The 26478-nt window shown below is 39.3% G+C and carries 17 protein-coding genes; 7 read left to right on the top strand and 10 right to left on the bottom strand.

All coding sequences use genetic code 11. The features are described 5' to 3' along the window. Positions 1-40: 40 nt before the first annotated feature. From BLU33_RS06205 to BLU33_RS06195, 3 genes are read right to left on the bottom strand one after another with little or no spacing between them, the layout of a single operon-like run. Positions 41-700, bottom strand: a complete 660-nt coding sequence (locus tag BLU33_RS06205; RefSeq protein WP_091370390.1) for an NAD(P)-dependent oxidoreductase — start codon at positions 698-700, stop codon at positions 41-43. A 55-nt stretch (positions 701-755) separates the two neighbouring features. After that, positions 756-1235, bottom strand: a complete 480-nt coding sequence (locus BLU33_RS06200) for a hypothetical protein (protein WP_172829221.1) — start codon at positions 1233-1235, stop codon at positions 756-758. Between the two features lie 8 nt (positions 1236-1243). Then, the gene (locus BLU33_RS06195) at positions 1244-1627 is read right to left on the bottom strand and encodes a DoxX family protein (protein WP_091370386.1); all 384 of its coding nucleotides are present in this window, start codon (positions 1625-1627) and stop codon (positions 1244-1246) included. Between the two features lie 106 nt (positions 1628-1733). Here BLU33_RS06195 and BLU33_RS06190 point away from each other — a divergent pair, with 106 nt between their 5' ends. Next, positions 1734-2381, top strand: coding sequence for a MarR family winged helix-turn-helix transcriptional regulator (locus BLU33_RS06190; protein WP_091370383.1), 648 nt, complete (start codon positions 1734-1736; stop codon positions 2379-2381). A gap of 16 nt (positions 2382-2397) precedes the next feature. Here BLU33_RS06190 and BLU33_RS06185 read toward each other — a convergent pair whose 3' ends face one another. Continuing rightward, positions 2398-6516 (bottom strand): hybrid sensor histidine kinase/response regulator transcription factor, encoded by a 4119-nt coding sequence (locus BLU33_RS06185; RefSeq protein ID WP_091370381.1) that lies wholly within the window; start codon positions 6514-6516, stop codon positions 2398-2400. A gap of 410 nt (positions 6517-6926) precedes the next feature. Between BLU33_RS06185 and BLU33_RS06180 the strand changes: the two genes are divergently transcribed. From BLU33_RS06180 to BLU33_RS06160, 6 genes are all read left to right on the top strand, one after another. Next, a complete protein-coding gene (locus BLU33_RS06180; protein WP_232009407.1) occupies positions 6927-10034 on the top strand; it encodes a SusC/RagA family TonB-linked outer membrane protein in 3108 nt (1035 codons plus the stop codon). 30 nt (positions 10035-10064) lie between these two features. Then, positions 10065-11570 carry a RagB/SusD family nutrient uptake outer membrane protein gene (locus tag BLU33_RS06175; protein ID WP_091370376.1) on the top strand — a complete coding sequence of 502 codons (1506 nt, stop codon included), beginning with the start codon at positions 10065-10067 and terminating at the stop codon, positions 11568-11570. 58 nt (positions 11571-11628) lie between these two features. Continuing rightward, positions 11629-11772, top strand: a complete 144-nt coding sequence (locus tag BLU33_RS25035; protein WP_157682064.1) for a hypothetical protein — start codon at positions 11629-11631, stop codon at positions 11770-11772. A 47-nt stretch (positions 11773-11819) separates the two neighbouring features. Then, a complete protein-coding gene (locus BLU33_RS06170; protein ID WP_091370374.1) occupies positions 11820-12893 on the top strand; it encodes a glycoside hydrolase family 53 protein in 1074 nt (357 codons plus the stop codon). 63 nt (positions 12894-12956) lie between these two features. Then, positions 12957-13985, top strand: a complete 1029-nt coding sequence (locus BLU33_RS06165; protein WP_091370371.1) for a glycoside hydrolase family 53 protein — start codon at positions 12957-12959, stop codon at positions 13983-13985. A gap of 82 nt (positions 13986-14067) precedes the next feature. Further along, the gene (locus BLU33_RS06160; protein ID WP_091370369.1) at positions 14068-16440 is read left to right on the top strand and encodes a glycoside hydrolase family 2 protein; all 2373 of its coding nucleotides are present in this window, start codon (positions 14068-14070) and stop codon (positions 16438-16440) included. A 352-nt stretch (positions 16441-16792) separates the two neighbouring features. Here the strand turns inward: BLU33_RS06160 and BLU33_RS06155 are convergent, their stop codons facing one another. The 6 genes from BLU33_RS06155 to BLU33_RS06130 form a co-directional block, all read right to left on the bottom strand. Beyond that, positions 16793-19027: a DUF7133 domain-containing protein gene (locus BLU33_RS06155; protein WP_091370367.1), complete on the bottom strand. Its 2235-nt coding sequence runs from the start codon at positions 19025-19027 to the stop codon at positions 16793-16795. A gap of 23 nt (positions 19028-19050) precedes the next feature. Continuing rightward, entirely contained in the window at positions 19051-19842 is a 792-nt protein-coding gene (locus BLU33_RS06150; RefSeq protein WP_232009406.1) for a ThuA domain-containing protein, read from the bottom strand. Between the two features lie 21 nt (positions 19843-19863). Further along, the gene (locus BLU33_RS06145; RefSeq protein WP_091370365.1) at positions 19864-22221 is read right to left on the bottom strand and encodes a TonB-dependent receptor; all 2358 of its coding nucleotides are present in this window, start codon (positions 22219-22221) and stop codon (positions 19864-19866) included. Between the two features lie 8 nt (positions 22222-22229). After that, on the bottom strand, positions 22230-22637 hold the full coding sequence (locus tag BLU33_RS06140; RefSeq protein WP_091370363.1) for a c-type cytochrome: 408 nt from the start codon (positions 22635-22637) through the stop codon (positions 22230-22232). A gap of 263 nt (positions 22638-22900) precedes the next feature. Next, positions 22901-24244: a neutral/alkaline non-lysosomal ceramidase N-terminal domain-containing protein gene (locus BLU33_RS06135; RefSeq protein WP_197684570.1), complete on the bottom strand. Its 1344-nt coding sequence runs from the start codon at positions 24242-24244 to the stop codon at positions 22901-22903. A gap of 151 nt (positions 24245-24395) precedes the next feature. Next, positions 24396-26441 (bottom strand): hypothetical protein, encoded by a 2046-nt coding sequence (locus tag BLU33_RS06130; RefSeq protein ID WP_091370361.1) that lies wholly within the window; start codon positions 26439-26441, stop codon positions 24396-24398. Positions 26442-26478 lie beyond the last annotated feature (37 nt).

The raw sequence follows: 26478 nt of genomic DNA, 5'->3' as shown, positions 1-26478 counted from the left end.
ATTTGATCCCCACTTCTGCCCGGGGATGCCGAAAAGTAGATTAGTAGCCAACCTCGACGGTCGCCCTGAAGATCGATTTATTCATCAAATTGTTAACCATAAAATGTGCCACGTCCGCTCTGGAAATCTTTAGCCCTTTCCGGAGCGGCCCATCAATTGCTGTACGGTACTTGCCAGTTTCAGGGCTATCGGTCAATTGAGGCGGCCGTATTATTGTCCAGTCGATTCCGCTTTCCCTTACAATTTTTTCCATCACCCGCAAATCGGCATACATGTTCCGTAACAACGGCTGTAAGATAAACCTGGTTGCAAACTTAACCAGCAGGGAATGTGTAGGGTTTACTTCCAAACCGGCCGCCGATATAAAAAATGCGCGGTTAATTCCTGTCTCATGCATCGCTTGCAGCAAGTTTTTATTTCCCTGGGAATATAGTGTTGTTGTTTTTAAGGAGTTTTTTCCTATTGCTGAAATTACCGCATCTTTATTTTCGAGGTGTTGTGCTAAAGATCCTGATTGCATCACATCTCCCTGAACAATGGTTAAATTGGGATGCGAAATATCCAGCTTGGAGGGAGTTCTTAAAATAGCAGTTACGTGATACCCTTCAGCTAGTGCTTTTAATACCGTGTGTTTGCCAATCCCGCCATTGGCACCTAAAACTACTATATGATAGGAAGATTTATTTGAATTACTAGTCATGACTTAATGCTTTAATAGTTGTTATTGATATTTCTGTCTGATTATGTTCTCCCCCTTAATTGAACTTGAAAATGCTCAACACGTAGATAATGATGAATAGCAGAACTTGAATAGTCTGAACGGTCATGAGCCTGTTTTTTAGCTTGACCATAGCTTCAGCAATATCGACTCCTGTGAAATAGGCTGCCAGTGTTCGTTTTAATCTCGAACCCAGCATTCGCCTAAGGCCTAAACCGTTAATAATAATCAATAATAAAACGCCCATTTTTATCCTGAACCATAGCTGGGCTCCCCATACTTCATGCATTTTAACCATCATCAGTATACCGGATATAAGGATGACCAGCATACCGATACCCATGAATTTTTGCAGTTTATTGAGGTATTTCTCTAATCGAACACCTTCCGCCGGATCCTTCAGGAAAACTTTCCAGAAAATCTGGAAGGCTGCTAAATCTATAAAAGCAGCTCCCGCCATAAGTGTTATGCCGATAATGTGCCCAACAAGGGCAGCATCATAAAATGTTATGCTCATTTCCATAGTTAGTTTATTTTATTTTTTAAAAGGTCATTCTTAGACACATACCAAATACTTGTCAAAACCAATATCAGGTCAGCTAAAACAAAAACTATCTTAGAAACAGGATCACCGCTGCAGATATGTGCGATCAGTGCCGAAACCATAGCGATTATAAACCCCGCATAAACCCATTCCTTAACTCTTACAGGCGCAAATGGTAATAAAAGCACAACAGCGCCAATAATTTTGGCGGTAACCAATTCGATTCTGAAATAGTCAGGAAATCCCAGTTTTCTTAAATCCGGGCCATGGCTGTACGAGAACCACGCGCTGAAAGCGATAAAAAAGCTGATAAAGCCTTTTGCTATCCAATAAAGTGATTTATTTTCTGTTTTTTGAGCGCTCATACCTATTACGTTTTTGTAGTTATATTTACAAATATAATTCGTTTACGTATTAAAACAATTATTTTATAATGTATTTTTGTTATTTTTATTGCGGAAGCGAAATAGTATGAATAAAACAGTTGAATTAGTTAACCTCTGGGCGGAATTTGAAGCAAAGTATCCTGATGGAAACATTGATGAATTTTGCCGGCATTATTTAGCCAGCCGACAGAAAACAGATGAGGAAGGACCGCTAGTTGGGGGTGTTATACCATATATTAATGATGGGTTGCTCTTAAAAATTATTGGCAGGATCAGCAAGCTGAATATGAATTATGCCAACCTCGCACTCGAAGGAACGGGTTTAAACCAAATTGAAGAATTTGGTATGCTTTATACCATCAGGCAGGAAGTGAATCCCAGAAAAACGGAAGTGATCTTTGCAAATTTATTTGAACTCTCGAGCGGCACTGATATGTTGAACAGGATGAAGAAAAGAGGATTGATCAGCGAATATGACGACAAAGAAGATAAGCGTTCGAAACGGATGCGGCTTACACCGGAAGGTGAAAAAGTTGCAAATCTGTGCTCCGATAGGATCGTTGCAAATGCCCGGATGATCATGCACAATTTGAGCGATGACGATAAACAGCTTTGTATTCAATTGCTGAAAAATGTGGAGATCAAATTTTCTGCATTATGGCCGAAACATAAAGGAAAAGCATTTGAAGAAGTTTACGCCGAAATAACTGGCACTCCTTATAAAAATAGATAAATATGGCTATCGGTTACTAACTCTCTTTCTGATTCTTAATATCCTGCGAAAACTGCGAGGGTGTTTTACCGAATTCCTTTTTAAAGGCTTTAGTAAAATACGATTGTGTTTGTATCCCTACCCGGTACATTACATCAGTTAGTAAAACATCTTCATGGGTGATAATATTAGCAGCCTTTTTTAATCTGAACGACCGTACAAATTCACCAATTGAATAACCGGTGATGCCCTTTATTTTGTTGTATAATTTCGTTTTACTCATGCCCATCTCTTTACATATATAATCTACATCTAAATCTGAATTACTAAGCTGTAATTCAATAAGGTTTATTAATTGATCTAAAAAATCCTTGTCATTCTCTGAATCTGCAATTTCCTGTGCTTCTAAAAAATAATTTTTCAGGTAGCGTTCCTTTAATATGCTTCGCTGCTCAAAAATGTTTCTGATAGAAAGCAGCAACAGGTGAATGCTTACCGGCTTTGGGAAATACAGGTCGGCCCCCGAATCGGCCCCCTCTATTTTTGACTCAATCGCATCTTTTGCTGAAAGTATGATAAACGGAATCTGGTTTGTTTTTTTATCCTTTTTTAACTCTTTGCAAAAGTCAATGCCATTCATTCTGGGCATCATTAAATCGCTAATGATCAGATCAGGCAATTCGGCTTTAGCTATGGCCAAAGCTGCAATGCCATCGCCAGCCTCAATTATTTGATAAAATTCGGCTAAACTATGACGAATAAAGTTTCGGAGTTCATCGTTGTCATCAACAATAAGAATTTTATACGTTTGGTTGTTGGTTTTTGTAATAGCGGGTTTACTTAACTCCTGCAATTCTTTATTTTCATTTTGATAAACAGATGCACTTAGGCTTTCTAATTGGATAGCCCTGTTTACTGATTTTGAAACCCATGTTTCATTAGTTGAATAGTCGGTTTTATCAACCGGAAACATAACAACAAAATCGCTGCCCACATTTTTTTCACTATTAACATATATACTTCCTTTATGTAGGAGTGTAAGGCTTTTTACAAAAGCTAATCCTACGCCCGACCCCATATGTGCATCTGTAATTCTGTAATAGCGTTCAAATAAATGTTGTATAGAGTCATTTGATATTCCTATACCGTTATCAGAAACACGTATAAAAGCATACTTTTTACCCTTGAAATTAGCATTAACAGCAATTTGATGTTCATATACCGAGATAAAGTCTGGTTCATTTTCATAAAGTTCAATAGTGATGTTTCCGCCATTTTTGGTGTACTTAAAGGCGTTGTCCATCAAATTCAATATTATTTTTTCTATAACCTGGCGATCAAACCAGGTCTCACCCAAATCCTGATCTATTTTTAAATATAAATTTATCTGCTTTTGTAAAGCCAGACTTTTAAAGTCTTCTGCTATTTCAGCAATAAATATATTTAAGTTCCCGGGCATAACTTTTAGTCGTAACGCTCCCGTTTCTGCCTTTCTAAAATCCATCAGCTCATTAATTAATAATAATAACCTGTTAGCATTACGGTGTATAGTATCATAATATTGATGAAATGTTAAACGATCGTCTTCTTTCATCATTTTTTCAACGGGGCCTAAAATAAGACTGAGCGGCGTTCTGAATTCGTGAGAAATATTGGTAAAAAACTGCAGCTGTATGTTGTGCATTTCCTCCCGCTTTTTTTCATCTATTTTTTTAAGATCAAGATTCTTTTTAAACAATAGTAAAAAATAAGCCGAGGTAGAAAACAATATCAGTATCAGGAGTTTAAACCACCATGTTTCCCAAAATGGCGGAAGTATATCAATGGCAACGGAAGTGAATTTATTATTCCATACGCCATCGTTGTTGGCAGCTTTTACGTAAAATGTATAATGGCCGGGGTCAAGGTTAGTATAATTAGCATTACGTTCTGTGCTGTTATAATGCCACGCTTTATCAAAGCCATCTAATTTATAGGCATATTGGTTATTCTCCGGTGCTGTATAATTTAGCAGGGCAAACTCAAACGAAATTGAAGACTGCTGGTAGTTTAAAATAATATGGCGGGTGAAACTAATATCCTTTTGCAAAGGAGAGTTTTCCTGACCAGGTTGTATAGTTTGGTTAAATATTTGAAAGCTTGTTATATAAACCGGGGCTATAAATTGATTTATTTTTATATCCTGCGGATAAAATTTATTAAAGCCATTAATGCCGCCAAAATACATTTCGCCATCTTTTGTTTGCATATATGATCCGGCTTCAAACTCAAGCCCCTGCAAACCATCGGCGATATTGTATTTTTTTAATGAATGATTATCTGGGTTTAATCTTGTCAGGCCGTTTGAGGTAGATATCCATAAATTACCTTCTTTATCTTCAGTAATTCCTTTAATAAACTCCGATGATAAGCCACCTTTATTCGTAAACAAATCAAACCGGTTGGCATATTTATTAAAGAGGTATAAACCGGCCTGGCCCACCCAAACCCGTCCTTTGCTATCCGTAAAAATAGTTCTGATATCAGGTGTTTGTTCGCTATTAATAAAATAATGTTTGAATTTCTTTTTGATCAGATTATAGCAATTGAGTCCGCCATCATCAGTGCCTATCCATACGTTCTTGTCCTCATCTTCATTTAAGGCGACAATGTTATTTCCGAATATGCTGGTTTCCTGCCGTAAATCGCTGGTTATTCGCCTAAAATGATTGGTTTTAAGGTCGAGAAGATTGAGCCCGCCATAATAAGTTCCCACCCAAAAATCCCCTTCACTATCGTTTAATGTTGCTTGCACATAGTTTGAACTGATGGAATTTTTATCGGCTGGATTATTTACAAAATGAACAAAGGTATTGTTAGCTCTATTCATCAGGTCTAAACCTCCACCCCAGGTTCCTATCCACAAATTGTTATAATGATCTTCATTAATACTTAAAATAGCATCAGAACTAATGCTTTTGGTATCATAAACATTATATTTAAAATGCTGAAAGGTATTATTTGTAGTATTATATAAATTTAATCCACCCCCATCCGTACCTACCCATATATTATTTAAATGATCCTGAAAAAATGCTTTAACATCATTATAACTTAAGCTATTGATATCAGACTGTTGTTGTACCAATTTAAATTTATCGGCTAATGGGGCATAAAAGTTAACCCCACCGCGATGTGTACCTATCCAAAGATTATTTTGATCGTCTTCGAAAATAGCTGATATGGTTTTTTGAGATAAACTGAGTGGATTGCCTGGTACATTTTTACAATGGATAAAGTTATTTGTGTTTGGGTTAAACAAATCAAGACTTCCATTAATGCCGCCAGTCCATATCTTGTCCTGCTTATCAATAAATAAACTTCTTACCTGATCAGTGCTCAGGCTAAAAGGTTCTTTATCATTATGATGGAATTGTTTAATAGTATTCCTGGCCAGATTAATTACAATGATGCCATCATCAAGGGTTCCAAACCAAATGTTGCCTTGTTTATCGCCCTGTATTTTAGTTATAGAATAGTTGAGATGATAATCAGGATTACCTGCCAGTTTAAAAGTATTTACAAAGGCCCCGGTTTTTTGGTTGTAAAAGCATATTCCTTTATCTGTTCCAATCCAGAGGTTTGCATTGCCATCTTCATACAAATCATTTATTTCATTATTCAGGAGGTTTGGCGGATAGCCTTTTTGGTATTGAAGCTGTTTAAATACACCATGCTTAGTGTCATAATAATTAAGCCCGCCAGTAGTTGTTCCAACCCATAGTTTCCCTTCTTTATCTCCATATAAACAATTTATTTCGCTGCCCGACAGGCTGTTTTTATTTGAAGGATCATGTTTATAGGTTGTAAACGTGTTTTTATAAGGATCAAATTTATTCAGTCCGTTTAAAGTGCCTATCCATATATTGTGCTGTGCATCCTCACTAATACATTTAATATAATTATCGCTTATGCTTTTTGTATTATTTCCGTTGTTTCTAAATATCTTAATATTATAACCATCGTACTGGTTTAATCCATCCCTTGTACCAAACCAGATATAGCCTCTGCTATCCTGAAAAATGCTTTCTATTGTATTTCCCGACAGGCCATCTGTGGTGGTAATATGTTTAAATTTTAAGTTCAGATTTTGAGCCATCAATACTGATGGAGCCATTATTTTAAAACAAATAAGTATGAAAATCACACATAAGGATAATCTCCTAAATGCGCTGCAGTAATAATTGCTAAAATATTTATAAACCATTTTTTGGTTGTAGGTTGAATAATCGGTTTTTGAAAGTTCTTTAAACCTCCACTACTGGCTAATTTATAAATCCTTACTTAACAATAGGTTATAGCAGGATAGCAAAATGATAAAATGACTAATCGGACTAAATATTTGACTAATTGAACAATTCGATTACGTTGAAATTGTCAGTTATTTGTCCAAGCCTAATTAACTGTACATTTTACATTTGATTCCTCAAATATAAATAACTGTTAATAGAGTTGCCACTTTGTCCTCAGCAAAATGGCGCCATTTTATAAACCAATTAAATTATTTAAACCATTAATCGATGAATTATGCGAAACTTTACTTTTACTTTTCATTTCTGGAGAAGATTCATGTTTTTGATCTTTCTTGTAACCGGACTCCTTTCTTTGAAGGTACATGGTCAGGAAACAATAACTGTTTCGGGTACTGTTAGTTCCAAGGATGATGGAACTGTTATTCCGGGTGCAACCATTAAAATAAAAAACACCCCGAATGGAGTGGCATCCGACCGCACAGGTAAATACACCATACACGCGGCAAAGGGCACTGTGATTATTTTTAGTGCAGTAGGATATGAAAGTATCCAGGCGACAGTAACAGGCGCTTCGCTAAACGTATCACTGGCAACCAAACAAAATGGCCTGAACGAAGTGGTGGTTATAGGTTACGGAACATCTACAAGGGCAAATCTTACAACAGCGGTTGTTAAAGTTGATCCTAAATCTATTCCGAAGGATGCAAATAACTCCGTGGAGGAGTTGCTCTTTGGCAGAGCGGCCGGTTTAGACGTTCAGCAGTCGAGCACACAACCTGGTGGGGCCATTAACCTTTCCATACGCGGTCGCGGCGCCCCTTTGATCGTAGTAGATGGCGTTATATTCCCAAATGACGGGCTTGAACCGAGCGGCGGCAGTATAGATGCAGGTACAAATGGTGTTTCGCGCGGCGCATTAGCCGGTTTAAACCCGTCTGATATTGAATCCGTAGAGGTTTTAAAAGATGCGAGCGCGGCTATATATGGTGTTAACGCAGCCAATGGCGTTATTTTAATTACTACCAAAAAAGGTAAAGCCGGCAAAATAAATGTAACTTTTGATGGCAGCCACTCTGTTGTAAGTAATACAGGCTATTTAAAGCCTTTAAATGCTACGCAATATGAGACGCTTTTTAATACTTTTCAAACCGACCAGTATTTAGGTGCCCATTTAATGGAACCTTATGGATCAAATGCACCATCGGGATTGCCAACACCAAAATATTCGGCAGATCAGATAGCAAGTGCAGGTGTTGGTACTAACTGGCTCGATCAAATCTTTAGAACCGGGTATATTGACAATGATAACCTGAGTGTTAGCGGCGGAACGGATAAAACCACTTACTATTTTTCAGGCGGTTACTTTAATCAGTTAGGTACCGTTCAGGGTTCAGCCTTAACAAAATATACCGGCAGGGTTAACCTATCATTCAAGCTGGCAAAATTTGTTACTTTAAATACAAACTTTACAGGCAGCCAGAATGATTATCAAAACTCTTCATCGGGTGGCCAGAATGATGGGTCAGGCAGTCAGGGATTTGGTATTGTTCAGGCTGCTTTAGCTTTCCCGGCAAACATACCTGTTTATACAAATGGTGTACTTTCTCAATTTGGCACTACTTCAAACCCGGTTGGGCTGCTGCAGGTGCAGGATCATACGCACTATCATTCTTTAAATACCAATATATCCGCAGATTTTAACCTGATACCGGACGCCTTAACCGGCAGGTTATTATTCGGTGATAACTATGAAACTGCAACACGTAATTTTTTTGTTCCAGGTAGCGTGTTTTTTTATCAGCAATTCCTGTCAAGGGCTTCAATAAATAATAATGATCGTGATAACCAAACTTTAGAAGCATCGTTAAGCTATAAAAAGAAAATAGCGAAATTTCTGAATATTGATCTGGTAGGTGGTGCAGGCCAGTATATCAGTAAATATAGTTCCTTTAACTCACAGGGAACCGGTGCAGAAGATGGGCTTACCACAACCAATCTTGGCGCCGAAACCGGAAATATAGCCATTACATCAAACCAAACAGCAAATACTACGCGGTCCTATTTTGGCAGGGGCACATTCAATTTTCTTGATAGGTATATCATCTCCGCTTCTTTGCGTGATGACGGTTACAGCTTATTCTTCCCTAATAATAAATATGCGTTGTTCCCGGCTGTATCATTGGGATGGAAAATTAATGATGAATCATTCTTCAAAAATATAACTTTTGTTGATCTTTTAAAGCTTCGCGCCAGCATTGGTGTAACCGGCCAAACTATAGGATCGGCGGCATACGGCGGGTATTCTCCAAACTCGGATAATGTGTACCTGGATGGAGGATCAGAATATGTTACGATATCGAGGTATGCAGTAGATAATCCCGATTTAACCTGGCAAAAAACAATTAATAAAAATATTGGCCTTGATTTCGGACTATTTAAAGACCAGATAACAGGTTCTGTTGACGTATTTAGGGATGATATCACCAATTTACTAAGCACAACAGCACCAACAGCGCCTTTGTCAGAGTTTTTTACCCAAACCATCAATGGCGCGCACCAGATCAGGCAGGGGTACGATATCTCGCTAATGTCACATAACATCACAACAAAAGATTTTGACTGGAGCACTGTTATCAATGCATCTCATTATTTATTCAAATGGGATACCCAGTTTCCTTTTACTGTTTTGCAGGCCTATCAAAGTGTAAACGATCCGGTGGATGAATATTATTATTTTAAGACCGACGGTTTATTAAAACCGGGCCAGGCGGTACCTGCGTCCCAGCCAACAACCGGTGGCGCTAATTTACCGGGATCTCCAATTTTTGTTGATAAAAACCATGATGGCAAATTAGATTATCGTGACGTTTATAAACTGAATCCCGATCCTAAGTTCACACTTGGTTTTGGTAATAATTTCAGATATAAGCAATTTGATTTAACCGTATTCTTTTACGGTCAGTTTGGTGGCCACGCTACTAATTTAAACAATGCCTGGGGCGATCCTAATGCAATTGCTTCGGGTAGCCAGAATGGAACTACACAAGCCTTTAATGTATACAGCTCAACCAATCCTGGTGGAACAAGGCCGAGTGTAAATTATGTTGAAAGCGCCGTGGGCCTGCTGGTACCATCTGATATTAATCTCACCAGTACTGATTTTGTTCGCCTGCGTAATTTATCGTTTGGGTATACCTTCAATTCGTCTGCTATAAACCGGTTTGCGAAATCTGTACGGGTATTTGTTGATGCACAGAATCTGTTTATCATAACCAATTATAAAGGCGCGGACCCTGAAGTGACTTACCAGACTGTAAAAGGTGGTTATGCCCCTTATCCGCCAACCAGAACCCTGTCAGTTGGCCTTAGAGCATCTTTTTAACCATTTGATGTAAATTAAAAAATTAGAATCATGAAAAAAATATTGATATATATATTAGCCACATCATTTATTGCAATAAGTGGCTGTAAAAAGCTGGACCCACAGCTGTATGGGAGCTTAAACGCTGCTACTTTCCCTAAAACAGTTGCTGATTTTACGGCTTACACGATACAAGCATATGAGCCATTCCAGGCGAAATGGGGCTACCAGGATGGGGCTGCTTATCAACCTTGCTGGTTTAGCGCTCAGTATGGCCAAATAATGGAATTTGACTACGGTACTGATGAAATGAATACTTTTACCGGTTGGGGTGGCATATTTACACAATTTAGTGAGGCTGATTATACCCCGTTAATTAGCTTGCCTGATGCTAATAATGACCATTTTGAAAAAACAAGGTTTATCAGCAGGTTAACGCAAATAATTGCTGATATCACAAACTCAAGCATTGACCAGGCAGACAAAGACGAATTTATTGCCGAAGCCAGGATGTCAAGAGGATGGAATATGTATTACCTTTTACAATTATACGGGCCGGTGCCTGTTATTATTAATCCTGCTTTACTGGGAACAAGTGCCGAAAGTAATCTTACCCGCCCGTCGCGCGCCGATTACCTGGCCGATATAGTGAGCGATCTGACCTTTGCTGCTGCTAATTTACCTGTGGCGCCAGCAAATTATGGCAGGTTTAATAAGGCATTGGCTTTAACCGTATTGATGCGCACTTACATGAATGAAAAGGATTTTACCGACGCGATTCCTGTTGGTAAACAAATTATGGGCATGGGCTACTCATTGGTTAATAATTATGCCAGCTTGTTTACAACCGCAACAGAAAAGAACTCAGAAACCATGTGGGCAGCAATATGCTTGCCGGGATCAGACGGAAAACCGGTTTCCTCAGGTTTTAATCCTTATGATTTTTATACCTACCCGGGCGACTACGTTGGCAACGAGGTACAGTATGCATGGGGATACGCAGGTAATGCACCTTTTGCTGCAACCTGGACATTTTATAATTCCTTCGATCCTGCTGATAAAAGGCGTGCCCTGCTGATAGCAAGTTATACCAACAGATCAGGCGTAACAGTTAACCAGGCTAGTGGCTTAACAGGCCCGGTAATAGCCAAATACCCCGATAATGATGGGCCAAGCGGGTCATTTCAAGCAAATGACCTGCCACAGGCCAGGCTGGCTGATGTGATGCTCATGCTTGCAGAAGCGGAGAATCAGGTGAACGGGCCGACTTCGGAATCTATCGGTTACGTAAATCAGGTTAGAGCGGCTCATGGTGGGTTGGGAGGCGTTTCGGCTGCCGCAATTACTGACAAGGCATCGTTTGACGCGTGGATATTGAAAGAAGAGGGATGGGATCTTTATTTTGAAGGAGACCGGAAAATGGAGCTAATAAGGCACGGGCAATACAACCAGGCATTACAATCTGTGGGTAAAACACCAACCAACTATCTGGAACCTGTTTCAAACTATAACCTGGCCGCCGGAAAAGGCACATTAACTCAAACACCTGGTTATTAATACATATCCCCGGCATCAGCCATGCTATTGACTGATGCCGGGATTATTAAGCCTAATAGTGAAAAATATATTTCGGTTTTCAAGCATTATCCTGGTTCGTAACATAGGATGTAAAAAAGAGGATAGTACCCAAACCATCGGGCTTGGGGCTTTTGATAATACAGGTAAATCCACTATGGAATTGGATGATTTTGCAAACTGATCAGTAATACAAAACAGCCACAATTTACTAACCAAATCAACAATATTATGAAAAAAATTATCATTCTTTCATCAGCTTTATGGCTTTGTTTAGGCTTAAGTTGTACAAAAGAAGCTACACAAAAACAAGTTACTCCAACTAAAACCAAGTCGGTGCTATCTGCTACTTCATTAGCTACCACTACAACGTTTGCATATGGCTCAGATGTAAGCTGGGTTACGCAAATGGAAGCATCCAACTACAAGTTTTATAATAGCAGCGGTACGCAGCAAGACCTTTTTACAATTTTGAAGGGGCTGGGTATCACTTCTATCAGGTTACGTGTTTGGGTAAATCCATCTGCCGGATGGAATAATATAACGGATGTGGTGGCAAAGGCAAAAAGAGCTGCCGCTGCCGGAATGAATATCCTGATCGATTTTCATTATAGCGATACCTGGGCAGATCCGGGTGATCAAACAAAACCGGCTGCCTGGACAAGTTACAGTACCAGCACCTTAATAAGTACGGTTTATAGCTACACTTATAGCGCGTTAAATACGTTAAAATCAAATGGTATAACCCCAACATGGGTGCAGGTAGGTAATGAAACCAGTGATGGTATGCTGTGGCAGGATGGGAGAGCCTCAGTATCAGCAACTAACTTTCAAAACTTTGCAAGCATGGTGCTAAATGGCTATAATGCTGTGAAAGCAGTATTCCCATCGGCAAAAGTTATTGTACATGTGGCTAATGGATTCAACAATACTACAACCCGATGGATATTTGATGGGCTCAAAACATATGGTGCCAAATGGGATGTTTGCGGGTTTTCTATTTATCCTACAACAAGCAACTGGTCAACCATTGACAGTGAGTGTTTAACTAATATGAATGATATGGTTTCAAGATACGGGAAACAGGTAATGATATGTGAAGCCGGCATGGATGTTACAGCGCCAACTACCTGTAATGCTTTTTTAACCGATCTTATAGCTAAAGTTAAATCAGTATCAGGCGGTAATGGTTTAGGGTTGTTTTATTGGGAGCCCGAAGCCTATAATAGCTGGCAGGGATATAGCATGGGCGCATTTGATGCTACCGGTAAGCCAACCGTAGCCATGAATGCTTTTGCACATTAATAAATGAAAATAAGTATGCGATATGTTGTGGGTCGCATACTTGTTTTATAGATTGAACTATATATGAAAAAGAAAATCATACAAAGCTTGAAGATTTCAGCCGGCCTATTAGTTGTTGTATTTACAGTGCACACATTGTTTGCATTTAAATCATCACCGCCTAAAAAGCATATTCATTTTGACAAAATACTGGGGGCTGATATTTCTTTTCTTCCGCAGTTGGAAGCCGAGGGTCATAAATTTTATGATAATGGCACTCAAAAAGATGCCATACAGATACTTAAGGATCATGGATTTAACTATGTAAGGCTGCGTATATTTAATAATCCGGCAGCTGATAGCGGATACTCTAAAAAAGGGTTTTGCGATCTGGAAAGCACAAAGAAGATGGCGCTACGTATTAAAGCTGCAGGCATGGGCTTTTTACTCGATTTTCATTACAGTGATAACTGGGCAGATCCGGGCAAACAGCATAAACCATCTGCATGGAGATCGGCAAATTATCAGCAATTGCAGGACTCACTGCGCGCCTTCACAAAAAACACATTGCTGGCATTAAAACAACAAGGTACCCTACCCGATATGGTACAAATTGGTAATGAAATAAGCCATGGTATGCTATGGCCCGATGCAAGCCTGAAACACCTGGACACCCTGGCTGCTTTTTTAAAAGCGGGTGTGCAGGGGGTAAAAGATGTAGACAAGTCGATTAAAATAATGCTGCACATTGCCTGTGGTGGTGAAAATGGCGAATCGAGGTATTTTTTAGATAATATGTTAAAGCGCGATGTGAAATTTGACATTATAGGAGAGTCTTATTATCCTGAGTGGCATGGCCCAACAGATAGTTTAAGCAGAAATCTCATAGATCTAAATCAGCGGTATAAACAAGATGTTATTGTTGTTGAATATTCGCAGCAGAAGCAGGCTGTAAATGATATTGAGTTCTCCCTACCGGGGAATAAGATGAAAGGGACTTTTATATGGGAGCCGCTCAATTATGGCGAAGCGGCATTTGACCATAGTGGTAATGCCAATGACTATATGAAAACCTATTCAGAGATCAGTAAAAAGTATAACATCACCCAGTAATATTTCTTGTGTGATAAATTTCAAAAAATATGTTAATGGCACATTATTAATCGCCAGTGAACATGTTGTTTAATTCTTATAAATGAAAAAATATCCATTTTACTTTTTGCTTATAATTAGCAGTATATTACAAGCTAAAGCTCAAACAAATCTTCCTTCGGTTAAAAGTTTTAATACTGATTGGGCGTTTGTAAAAGATATTGATACTGTTAATTGCGGGCAGATTTTAAGCAATGCTCAAACAGCCAATATTAACTGGGAAAAAGTATCATTACCCCATACGCCAAATATTGAACCCGTAAATAAAATTAAAGAACAATGGCAGGGAACGTGTTTTTACCGTAAGTTTTTTACAATTCCTGCTGAAAGTAATGGTAAACATATAGCTATTCAGTTTGATGCCGCTATGCACGAGGCCGATATCTATTTAAATGGTAAACATATCTACAAACATCTTGGCGGCTTTCTGCCATTTTATATTGATATATCCAATACTGTAAAAACCGGCCAACAGAATTGTATCCTGGTAAAACTAAATAATCAGGATAATCCCGTTATACCACCCGGAAAAGCAATAAAGGACTTAGATTTTAATTACTATGGCGGTATTTATCGTAATGCATGGTTAATTACAACCAATAAATTGTACATAAATAATGCTGTACAAGCCAATCGCATAGCAGGGGGCGGCATACTTATCCATGATGAGGGTGTAAGTGCAGCAAGTGCAAAAGTTATTGTTAAAACCGATGTGAACAATGACTATAAGCAAGGTAAAAAGGCATGGATAAAAGCTACCTTATTCACTAAGGATGGCAAAGTAGTGGCAACTTCAACATCCGCTCAACAATTAATTAAAGCCGGCAATTACGGAACGTTTACACAAACGCTTACAATTACCAACCCTCAATTATGGTCGCCTGCCCAACCCAATCTATATAATATTAAAATACAGGTATATCAAAACACTAAACAGGTTGATGAAACAAGCCTGAAAACAGGTATTAAAACTGTTGTTTTTGCAGCCAATGGATTTTATATAAACGGAACAAAGCTAACTATTGTAGGTACCAACCGTCACCAGGAATACCCATACATTGGCTATGCTTTATCAGATAATGCGCAATACCGCGATGCCTGGAAGATAAAAAATGCAGGATTTAATTTTGTAAGATGTTCCCATTACCCACCCTCCCCAGCCTTTTTAAATGCCTGTGATGAGTTGGGCATAATGGTAATGGATGCCATACCCGGTTGGCAATTTTTTGGCAACAGCGAGTTCCAGAAAAATAGTTTTCAAAATATCCGCGATATGATTCATCGTGATCGTAATCATGCTGCGATTGTTTTATGGGAGGCTTCATTAAATGAAACCAACATGAGTAAAGATTATATGGATACGGCAAATAAAATTGTACATACGGAGCTTCCTTTTAAAAATGTTTTTAGCTCGGGATGGATGGATTATGCTTTTGATGTGTTTAATCCTGCACGCCAGCATTTAAAAGCGCCTGATTACTTTAAAAAATACAATCACTCCAAACCGCTGTTGCTTGCGGAATACGGAGATTGGGAATATTACGCGCAAAATGCCGGATTTAACCAAAAAGAATATGCAGGTTTAAAAAGTGAAGAGCGCAGTTCAAGGCAATTGCGTACAGATGGGCAGCAACGAATGCTACAACAGGCATTAAATTTTCAGGAATCACATAATGATAATTTGTATGGCCCAGGTGTTGGTGATGCTAACTGGTTGATGTTTGATTACAAAAGAGGATATGCGGAAGATCTGGAAACATCCGGTATAATGGATATCTTCAGGTTGCCTAAATTTAGCTTCTATTTTTACCAGAGCCAATACCAATCAAATACAGATGCAAACAGATTTGGTAAGCCTATGGTTTTTATAGCTAATTATTGGAATGATCCAAAGCAAAAAACTGTAAAAGTATTTAGTAATTGCGATGAGGTAGAATTATTTCTTAATGATAAATCTCTCGGCATTCAGAAACCGGATACAGACTTATTTTCCCGGAATTTGCCACACGCGCCATTTACTTTCAATCCTGCCGCATATATACCCGGCAAATTAACTGCAATTGGTTATATAAAAGGCAAAAAGGTTGCTGTTAATACCATAGCCACCCCAGGCAGCGCATTTAAGATAAATATTAAAGCAGATTTAAGCGGCAAAAACCTTGCTGCAGGTAAAAACGATATCATATTTATTTATGCCAGCATCACTGATAGTAAAGGAACAGTGATACCCAATGCCGGTGATATGATAAAATTTTCAGTTAAAGGTAACGGTGAGCTTATTGGTAAGCAATCTATTAATGCTGAAGCCGGTATTGCTACCATATTACTTAAAGCCGGAGACAAACACGGACCTATTAAAATTGAAGCTTCATCCGGTAAATTGATTTCGGCAGAATTAGTGTATGTTACAAAATAATGATAAATCCAATAACTGCATTATCTGCTTTTAATTGATGTGAACACTTTATCAAATATTAGACCTATTAATACCCGACTAACGATCGGGTATTAATAGGTCTAATATGGTAAATAGTCGAGAGTCGGGCTTATTGAGCGTGTCCAATTCTGCGATCACAAACATAGTAAAGCTAATTCTTTCCTTTTTTCTTATTTATAGCCTTATCTATTTCAAGATCAATATCTGTATTTTTTACAAGTTTGACATTTTTAGCTTTTAGCGTTTCTCTTTCTCATAACTTATTCTTCTAAAAGTCATGGAGGAATACCATTACACGCTAAGGACCTAAAGTCTGATTTCGGTCAGCATATTACTTACTGATAGCTGCATTTAGTTCATCCATTGTCCAGCTTTCGATCCTTCCCTTAGTTGCCTGCCTGATTTTTTCTACATCTTCGGGGTAAATGATGGGTGCTTTGTTACCAAAATCACTGCGTATATAGCTTAGTACCGATGCTATATAATTGTTATCATTACTACCAAGCGCGGGCATTACATCAGGATAAGTTTTTCCTCTGATAGGGCCATGTAACCCATATAATAAAATCTTTATCAGTTTTTCCTTACCGGCGTTAACATCTATATTCTCAGCAAGTACCGGTGCCGGTATATCCTTTCCGCCGATTCTAATACCCTTGGCATCCGCCCCATGGCAAGTTGCACAAAGCTGCTTAAATATCCCTGCGCCTTGTACAACCAGGTTTCTTTCCAATTCATGCATCATTGCTTCCCTTTTTTGCTGATCTGCCAGCGCTTTTATACCATCTTCATATGATTTTTGCGAATAAGCCAATACCGGGTCGCTGGAATAATGATCAATTAAATAAGCTATAAGCGCCTTTGATTTTTCCGTGTTTACAAAACGCATAGTTAACAACAACTGAAAACGCACATCGGCACTTGGATCATCCTTGAGCATGGACAATAGATCTATTGCCTGATCATTCTTTTTCATAAAGTCCTCCCCTATCCAAACTGTTGTTTTACGTACCTGCGCATCAGCATCTTTTAAAGCGCTGGCAAAAGTTGCAGCATCCATTTCGCCTAATCCGTTCAACGTCCATAAAGCATGGATACGGGCAAGTTGGTTAGGTGATGTTAAGGCCATAGACTTTAATGCCGGCACTACTGATTTATCGCCTCTCAGTACCAGCAGCTTTTGTGCATTATCGCGCCACCAGCCGTTAGGACTATTTAAATAAGTTACCAATTGTGCACTTGATTCTTCCAACATATGCGGGCGAACCTTTGCTGGCTTCATTCCGTCATAAACCACCCGGAAAATACGGCCGCGGCCCACATTCTTATCCAGCCCTAACCGCACTATCTGCGGGCGCAAATAGCTATCAGCCTTTGTCCATTCACTTTCCTGTATAATGCCATGGTACATATCCACAATATACATACAGCCATCGGGCCCGGTGACTGTGTTTACCGGCCTGAAATTCATATCACTAGAAGCCAAAAACTCCTGCTTATCATAAGCATTTTGAAGAGTTACTTTCCCCTGGTTATCAGTAACCTTTGCACGGCGTATCAATCGCCCAACGGGCTCACATATATACAGGTCGCCTTGTGCATCCTGCGGTAGTTTATCACCCCGGTAAATGGATTGCCCGTTACAGGCGGTAAAGTGATTTAAAGTACTGTCAGCACGCAAACGGTGCACACCGCCCTGCACATCGGGTGTAGCTATAATAGGCCATACCGCATTAAATTCATCCGTATACTGATCCTTAAAATCAAGTGTACCATAATGTAGGTTCTGTTGAAAATCTAATGCGGGCACTTCGCTGCCTGCCGATGAAAAGAAAAGCCTGCCGTAATTATCATTGGCCAGGCCCCATTGCGGCGGCGAACCCTGTATCAATGAATCGGCTATCAGTTGGTTATTCTTATACGTATAACGTACTGGGTCATAAGTAACATATATGCGGTTATCGAGGTTCCATATTAAACCGCTTTTTTGGTGTTCAAGGTTACTGGTGTTAGGCGCAGGGTTGTTATAGTAGATCGTTTTGGTATCGGCTTTTCCATCGCCGTCAGTATCCTGAAAACAATAGATATGATTTGAGTAAGTTTCATCAACCAATAACCGGCCGTGATCAAGCGGAAGGATCATCCTTGGCAATACCAGGCTATCGGCAAATATGGTAATTTTATCCATTACACCATCGCCATTGGTATCTTCCAATAGTTTAATGCGGCAGGTATTGCTGCGCTGACCTGTGCCATTAACGTTTTTCATATAGGTAGTCATTTCGGCTACATACATTCTTCCGTCTCCGTCCCAGGCTATGGCCACCGGCTGACTAACCAATGGCTCACTGGCAACTAACTGTAAATGATAACCTTTTGGCAGGTAGATCGATCTTATTTCATCCACTGGTGATTTTGGGCCTGGATCAGGATGCGGGTTAACCAGTATTTTACCTGTTGCATCCCGTTGTACAGGGAATTGCACCGGATATTTTGCCTTACAAGTATATAAAAGCACGGCAGTTGTGCATAAAATGCCTAACAACCATTTATGATTTCTTCTCATTTTGTTATTTGAAATTGAACGGTTTATTGCTTATAATTTTTACCTATGGCATATTCTATTCCACCCAGCAAATGTTTCAGGTAAAGCGGGTCAGCGTATGATTCATCAGTATGGCCTAGCTCGGTATAAAAAGCCCTGCCGCCATCATAAGTATGGTACCATGCCATGGGATGATCGCCCATTTTTAATTCGGACTTTTGCTGGTCATAACTACTCTCGTCAATCTTTATCAGCACATGCAGATCAGGAGCCATCCATTTAAAAGAATACCACTCATCTTTCCTTTTCCAATGCCTTGGTAAAAAACTGGTAGCGATGTTAGTAGAATCAACTACATCTAAAACAGCTTCCTGCTGGCTGGGGTGACCCTTAAAATAAGCACCTGAAAGATTGCCATACCACTGCCAGTCGTAACAGCAATCCGTTGCGGCATGAACGCCTACATAGCCCCCGCCATGTTCAATATATTGTTTTAAAGCTGCTTTTTCATCTTCAGTAAATAGCTGTGTACTGAGACCGGTTGTGCTTAAAAATACAATTGCCGCATACTGCTTTAAGTTATCAGTGGTAAATTTTGAAGCATCGGTGGTTGTATCTACATCAAAATTATTTTCGGCGCCCAATTTTTGTATGGCAATATTACCAACAGCAATTGATGCATGATGGAAACCCTTTGTTTTGCTGAACACAAGTATTTTAGGCTTGTGCTTGTAGCCTGATGCCCAAGCAATTGTAAAGCAAGATAAAACAAGGAAAACCATTGCTCCTGAAACTTTCAAAGCCTGTTTAAGGCTAATTATTGGTGATACTTTCATTCTCTTAGGTTATAATTTAGTTTAAAAAATTGTCTTTACACTCAGGCCAAACGTGCGGGGATTGCCTAAATGAGCGGCTCCAAAATCGTAGGCATAATCAACATAATGTTTATTAAAAATATTGCTTCCCCATAAAAATACGTCGAACCGTTTGGTTGATACACCAAGGCGGGCATTAAATGTATTGTATGCTTTTTGCTCGATGGTATTAGCCAGGTCAAAGTACTGATCGCCCAAATAATGCCACTCGCCATGTGCTACCAGTTTCACTTTCTTTGAGCTGCCTAAGCCATAAGCGTATTGCACCAGCAGTGTTGAGGTTATGTTAGGTGTAAATACCTGGTGATTGCCTTTAAAATTTACCACACTATCATTAACCGGAATGTTTAAACTGGTGTACCGGGCATGGGTATAACCAAAATTGTAATCAATTTCAAGTCCTTCAACTGGTGTGGCGGCAAATTCTGCTTCGGCACCATAACTGGTTAGCTTGCCTGCGTTCTGGGTTACGGTAATTGCATCGGGCAATAATAGCGTAGGTACCTGCGCATTATTAACACGGGTATAAAAAACATCGGCATTTAAACGGATTCGTTTATCCAGGAAAGTGTTTTTTGTACCAGCTTCATAGTTATCACTGTATTCGGGTTTGTAATTATACAATGGTGGCTGCGACGGATCTGAACCCAGTTCGCTTATACCACCTGCCCTAAAACCCCGGTTATAGGCAGCATACAGGTTGTTATTTGGGGTAAGATGCCAGGCTGCGGTTACTTTGGGCGAGAGGGCTTTAAAAGTTGCCGTTGAAGCAGTATCTGTCCGGGTAACTACCGGGGCCTGCCCGTCTGGTTGATAGGCGCCGTTTATAAATTCTTTTTTGTGCTCGTAATCATATCTTAAACCTGCTGTAACATCAAATTCAGGTGTGAAAACATAGGTTACCTGACCATAAAATGCCATCCCGTAGTTGGTGCTGGTATTGATATTAATGCTGGTAAAATTAGATACAGTCGAACCCACCATTTGCGCATCACTACCAAAGTGTGTACCTACTTTTGTAGGGCTGTAGTTAAAAAAACCATAGGCCCCGGCAGTCCATTTTAAATGTGATGTTGATGTTGTTGGTGAACTAAAACGAAACTCCTGGATACCCGTTTGCACAATATTCCAATCCGGACCGTAATTATTTATTAATGATATACCATCAATAGGAGAAAAATCACCATCAATAGGTTGTTTATAATATCTATAGTTTTTTTGGTAGGACGACTGCGAAGTAAAGTTAAAAGCACTACCAGTATAATTTGCCGACAGAGATGCGTTGAGCGTATTGTCAACCATAGTAGTGGTCGCGTTCTGATCAACCACAAACGGCGTGGCTAATGCCTGCTGCGCGCTTGAAACCAATGTAAACGGCCCGTTATTACGGTTTATATCATTCTTTACATTTAGTGTGAATGACAATTTTGAATTGGCCAGAAACTTCAGGTAGTAGTTACCTAAAAAGTAATGCTGCTTATCAAATTTGGTATTATTAAATGAATTGGTATAAAAGCCGCCAAAGTTGGAGAACAAACCTGCTACGCCCAAAAATAGCTTATCTTTTATTATCGGCGTGCGTAATCCAAAACTATAGCGTTGCTGGTCATAATTACCAATGTCAACCCCTGCAAAGCCGGTGGTTTCATTAGTGGGCTGTTTAGTAATGATATTAATTACCCCGCCGGTGGCGTTGCGCCCGTACAGGGTTCCCTGCGGGCCGCGTAGTATTTCAATGCGGTCAACATCAAGTAACTGGGCAATGTAGGTGTCCAGGCCAAACTGATTAACCCCATCGATATAAGTAGCAACAGCCGGATCATACGACGTTGTGGTTATACCCCGTACAGAGGTTACGTTACGGTTGTCGCCAGGGTTGGCTGCATACAGGTTGGGCACCAGGCCGGTTATATCTTTAATATTCCATATTTTATCATCATCAACCTGTTTGGCCGTGATAACTGAAATGCTCATAGGTAGTTTCTGGGATTCTTCATCCTGCTTTTGGGCTGTTACAAAAACTTCACCCAGCTGTTTATCCGCATTTATTAATGTGAAATTTACAGATGCAGCGTTGGTTACATTAATTATCTTAGTTAATGTGGCATAGCCAACTGCGCTTACTTTTACAGTGTAGTTACCTGCAGGTATATTTTTAATATTGAATCCGCCATTTGCATTGGTTGATGTACTCAGATTAGTATTAAGCAGGTAAACATTTGCACCGTGTACTGCAATTCCCTTTGCATCTTTTACTATGCCTGATAAAGACTGGGCAAATGCCACCGATCGCAAAAAAAATAGTCCGGATAATAGAAGTAGTATTTTAGTGTTAGTCATCCCCGGTTTTATTGCTGTTTGATTGATAGGACATATTCAACCATTTTTTTCACATCTGCCGGTGGAATTGCCGGGTGAGCTGCCATAGCTACTTGCCCCCATACCCCACTGCCTCCGTTGATCACTTTTTGAGTTAGCAATTCATAATTAGCCTCAGTTGCCGGGTATTTTGCAGCAACATCCTTATAAGCAGGGCCTACCAATTTAATATCCAACTTGTGGCAGCTTAAACAATCTGATTTTGCTACCAGATCTTTACCTTGCTGCAGATCGGCAACTGTAGGTTTTTTAACCGTAGCTTTCTTTTTTGTTACTGTTGATTTTTTGTGTGTTTGAGCAGATGTGCTGTTTGTTGATAAGCCCAGACAGGCAATTAAAGTAACGGCGATTAAAGCAGAAGAAAATTTCAATCTCATATTATAATATTCGTTTTAAAAGGTTGCGTTTACTATTGGTTAAAGTAAATCGGTTATATAATGATAATCCAAAAGAAGGTTTAGGCCTTAATAAACCATTAAAAAAAAGAAATTTTAATAGTTACAATTAAATTTATCTTCAATGATATATTAATTCCCCGGTATACTATTCAAACAAATTAGCATTTATCTCAAACAAATTAGCATCTACTTATTATGTAATAACATTAATACATAATTAATGATTAAAATCAAGAGATTTACTATGGCCCTGGCTTTATTCGCATTAAACCATTTAAGCGATAATAGTTTTCCAGTTGTTTATTGATGATCGTTTCGCCCGCGCCAACTTGTATGATGTCGGGGTTCTGGTCTGCTCCATACCCGCCTAGCGCGGCTGACCGTACATCAGCGATGTAGCCCGGCCAGTTACCGCCGCTCCAGGTATACCCAAACAAAAATGGATTAGCTGAGGCATCACCCATCTTCTTTTTCCATTCCAAGCCTAACTGGACGAATAATTCACCCGGACAAGCAGCTATAACTATATTATCATTTATGATGATGGTTATGAGATGCACATTATAATTAAGCGTTTTATTATACCTGCCGGTGAAATGAAGAGAATCATCCAAAAATTTAACACTGGTTTGATTACTGATGGCTGACAGCTTTTTAGCGAGTTTTATAGTTTCATAAGCAAGCAGTTCACCCGTTCTGTTCATTGGCTTATAATCTGTTTGAACCGAATCATTAGGGCCTGATCTGCGGGGACTAATCTGCAACGACTCAATATTACCGGCAGCACCCTGTATAAAAAGGCAATTCACTTTGTTACCGAATGCTTCTTCAACCTTGCGCGATGCTACACCAGGGTAATCGGCAGATATGGCGTAGTTAAAGCAAACAATATCGGCATGGCAGGCATAATTCATTAATATCACACGCGGCTGCCCCTGCATATCTTCAATTTTAATAACACCCAGCTCGGGATCGACCGGACCAAAAGGAATGCGCTCAGGATTTTCACGTGTGTAGTGTTCATCCCCTACCCATGATTCACGTGCATGCCCATCTTCACGGGTAATGAGCCGGTTAAAGCCCAATTGCGGAAAAGTAGTATGCCCCGCGGATATTTTGGCCGGGAACATGTTATGGGTTGCCATTTCAACTGCGTGAATAATCTGATCTTCATAAAATGTGACATAAGGATTCCTCTGAAACGCTCTTTTATCATTGACCATGGGTTCAGAATGCGTATGCGAGGAGGAGATCATCACCTGCGATATCCCGTATTTTTCTTTGCAGATATTTGCCACCCGGTCACTGACAAAAATAGCCAGATCTACAGCAACAAATGCCAGCCGCTTGCCATTCATGTCAAGCACCAGGCTCCTGGCATAAACCGAATCATGTAATAACTCATCAGTTTTTGGGGTGATGTTTACTTTAGCAGTACCGGCTAACAGCTGCCCATCCCTGGCAATAACACTATTGGGTAAAACAAGTACAGCCACCAAAAAGATGACTGTTACATCAAACTTCAAAAACGAAATACGGCGGGTGCTATTATGATCTGTAAATGGCTTTGTATACATCTTTATCATGTTAATCATACTTATTTTTAGTTTAAAAACAGTGAATAATAAATGTAAAAGCTTAGCGCTGAAAAGGCATTTGGCAGTAACGAAGTCTTTATAAGCATCTCCCGGCGTACAAAAATGGGTTCATCCCTCATGAATCCGTTCATGGCTGTTTTCATTTCGCTTTTATCTGCGCGAGCAACTGCTGAGTATTTTGATTTTTATTGTTCAATTTTTCTGCCTTATTGATATATATCAATGCGGCGTCTTTATTACCCATTTGCAAATAAGTGGCTGCAATTTTATTTATCAGGTCAATATTTGTCAGATCTGCGGCATAAACTTTCTTCAGTTGTATAACATCACCGGCAGCGGCTTTTACGGGTTCAAGGTTTAAGCCTGCTGAGTTATTTGCAATAGCATAGTCCAGGTAAGGCAACGCCTTTTCCGGTTCATCAAGCTTAAGGAAAAGTACAAAAGTATATCTTGCCCTTTCAAATGAAGGTGAAAGATTAAATGCTCTTCTAAAATAAAACAATGTAGTGGTATCATTCTTTAAAACACCACTTAACATGGCAATTTTTTCAGCAAGGCCCGCATCAGCCGGGTATTCCAATGCCAGGCCTTCCAATACATTCCTTGCCTGTTTGTAATCGTTTTTGTTTGTATAATAGGTATATAATTCGCCCATGGTATCGCTCCAAACTGCTTTTTTAAAAACCAGGTTATAAGCGAGGGCCTGTTCTTCCGTTTCAGATTTAATTGAATCTGCAGCGTGTGGCTCATCATATGGCCAATGTGTTTTAAGATTAAGTATGCGGTATAGCCCTGCAAGTGAATCTGGTTTGGTAACGGGCATGTCCTTCAGCAATTTGTTAAATGATAGCCCATCAGAACTAGCTGCAGGTAAAATATGAGCTTTGTTTATAGCCGTGTAAAACACATCCGACATAATTGCATACCCTTTTAAATTGGGGTGCACATGATCTACAATAAGTTTGTCACCTATAATTTGATGATCGGAAAATGATTCAAACGCGGCCTTTGTATCCACCAGGTGAACATCAGGGTAATTGCGGCTTAGTTGTGATAATATAGTGTTGAACTCCTGCGGTGCCCTGAAACGCAGCCCGTCCAGATCGCTGGCCTTTGCAAAAAATATTTTGGCCTGCAGGAAATTCCCTTCAGAAAAATATGACTGCGCCAAATAATAATTACAATTCGCGCTTTCAGTATAGCCTTTATTGGCAGCATTAAAAAAGTTTATTGCTGTATTAAAATCTTTCGCATTGAAGGCCTTTAACCCACTCTGGTAATTTTCATTAAAACCGGTATTTTTTTTACCAGTTGTATCAAAACTTATAAATGGTTTCAGGTCCTTATCATTGCTGACCAGGTTACTCACAAAAACCGGAATATGGTGCTGACTGAACAAGCTAAAAACGGCATCCATATTCGTTTTAAATTGATCCACACCTTTTTCATACAGATCAGACCGATAAGGTATTTGCTGTTTTGCAGCCATTAACTGCATCCGGCTTTCACCTGGTTTGGTAGCTGAGGCGTTTAAAGTGGTCTTTTCAAAAACGTTGCTCATTAATTGTACAATCTTGAATTTACGGAGGCTGAGAATTAAATTCACCATAAACCTGCTGCTACCCATATTTTGGGTGGATGCAGCCCCGAGCGCACCATAAAACTCATTATGCCCGGTATAAATCAATATCGCATCCGGCTCATAGTTCACCACTTCTTTGGCAAAGCCTAATACCGTGTATGAATTTACGGCTGTTAATGATAGATTAATAATTTCAAAATTTTTATCGGGATAATCATGTGCCAGACGATACTGCAGCCAGCGGTGAAAAGATCCGTTGTGAAAATAAGGATACCCAATGGTAGTAGATTCGCCTAAAACAAACAGCCGTATGGTATTACTGTCTTTTTTCTTTTTGAAAATTTCACTGTTCCCGGTTGTAGCGATATCCTGATCGGTAAAATATTTTTTTGAAGCGTTGGGATTAAACACCAGATAATCAGCATTGACTTTGTATTCAACAAACAGGTGAAGGTTATTACCATAATGAAACAACCTTAAGCCAAATTCAATTACACAAAGAATTATTAAAGGGACCAGTATGATACTGATCCCTTTAAATAATATAATTTTATTTCTGGAAGGTTCTTTTAATGACGAGTATTTAGTCTTTTTTACCGGCATAAATTATTAGTCCTCATTTGGTTATCCAGTAAAGTTA

This window comes from Mucilaginibacter mallensis (assembly GCF_900105165.1).
Taxonomy (GTDB): domain Bacteria; phylum Bacteroidota; class Bacteroidia; order Sphingobacteriales; family Sphingobacteriaceae; genus Mucilaginibacter; species Mucilaginibacter mallensis.
This window is presented reverse-complemented; position numbering and strand designations above follow the sequence as displayed.

Coding starts and splice junctions, on each gene's coding strand:
- BLU33_RS06170 (WP_091370374.1), top strand. CDS start 11,820: ATGAAAAAAATTATCATTCTTTCATCAGCTTTATGGCTTTGTTTAGGC.
- BLU33_RS06175 (WP_091370376.1), top strand. CDS start 10,065: ATGAAAAAAATATTGATATATATATTAGCCACATCATTTATTGCAATA.
- BLU33_RS06155 (WP_091370367.1), bottom strand. CDS start 19,027: ATGAGAAGAAATCATAAATGGTTGTTAGGCATTTTATGCACAACTGCC.
- BLU33_RS06200 (WP_172829221.1), bottom strand. CDS start 1,235: ATGAGCATAACATTTTATGATGCTGCCCTTGTTGGGCACATTATCGGC.
- BLU33_RS06165 (WP_091370371.1), top strand. CDS start 12,957: ATGAAAAAGAAAATCATACAAAGCTTGAAGATTTCAGCCGGCCTATTA.
- BLU33_RS06130 (WP_091370361.1), bottom strand. CDS start 26,441: ATGCCGGTAAAAAAGACTAAATACTCGTCATTAAAAGAACCTTCCAGA.
- BLU33_RS06185 (WP_091370381.1), bottom strand. CDS start 6,516: ATGGCTCCATCAGTATTGATGGCTCAAAATCTGAACTTAAAATTTAAA.
- BLU33_RS06140 (WP_091370363.1), bottom strand. CDS start 22,637: ATGAGATTGAAATTTTCTTCTGCTTTAATCGCCGTTACTTTAATTGCC.
- BLU33_RS06190 (WP_091370383.1), top strand. CDS start 1,734: ATGAATAAAACAGTTGAATTAGTTAACCTCTGGGCGGAATTTGAAGCA.
- BLU33_RS06205 (WP_091370390.1), bottom strand. CDS start 700: ATGACTAGTAATTCAAATAAATCTTCCTATCATATAGTAGTTTTAGGT.
- BLU33_RS06195 (WP_091370386.1), bottom strand. CDS start 1,627: ATGAGCGCTCAAAAAACAGAAAATAAATCACTTTATTGGATAGCAAAA.
- BLU33_RS06150 (WP_232009406.1), bottom strand. CDS start 19,842: ATGAAAGTATCACCAATAATTAGCCTTAAACAGGCTTTGAAAGTTTCA.
- BLU33_RS06145 (WP_091370365.1), bottom strand. CDS start 22,221: ATGACTAACACTAAAATACTACTTCTATTATCCGGACTATTTTTTTTG.
- BLU33_RS06135 (WP_197684570.1), bottom strand. CDS start 24,244: ATGATAAAGATGTATACAAAGCCATTTACAGATCATAATAGCACCCGC.
- BLU33_RS06180 (WP_232009407.1), top strand. CDS start 6,927: ATGCGAAACTTTACTTTTACTTTTCATTTCTGGAGAAGATTCATGTTT.
- BLU33_RS06160 (WP_091370369.1), top strand. CDS start 14,068: ATGAAAAAATATCCATTTTACTTTTTGCTTATAATTAGCAGTATATTA.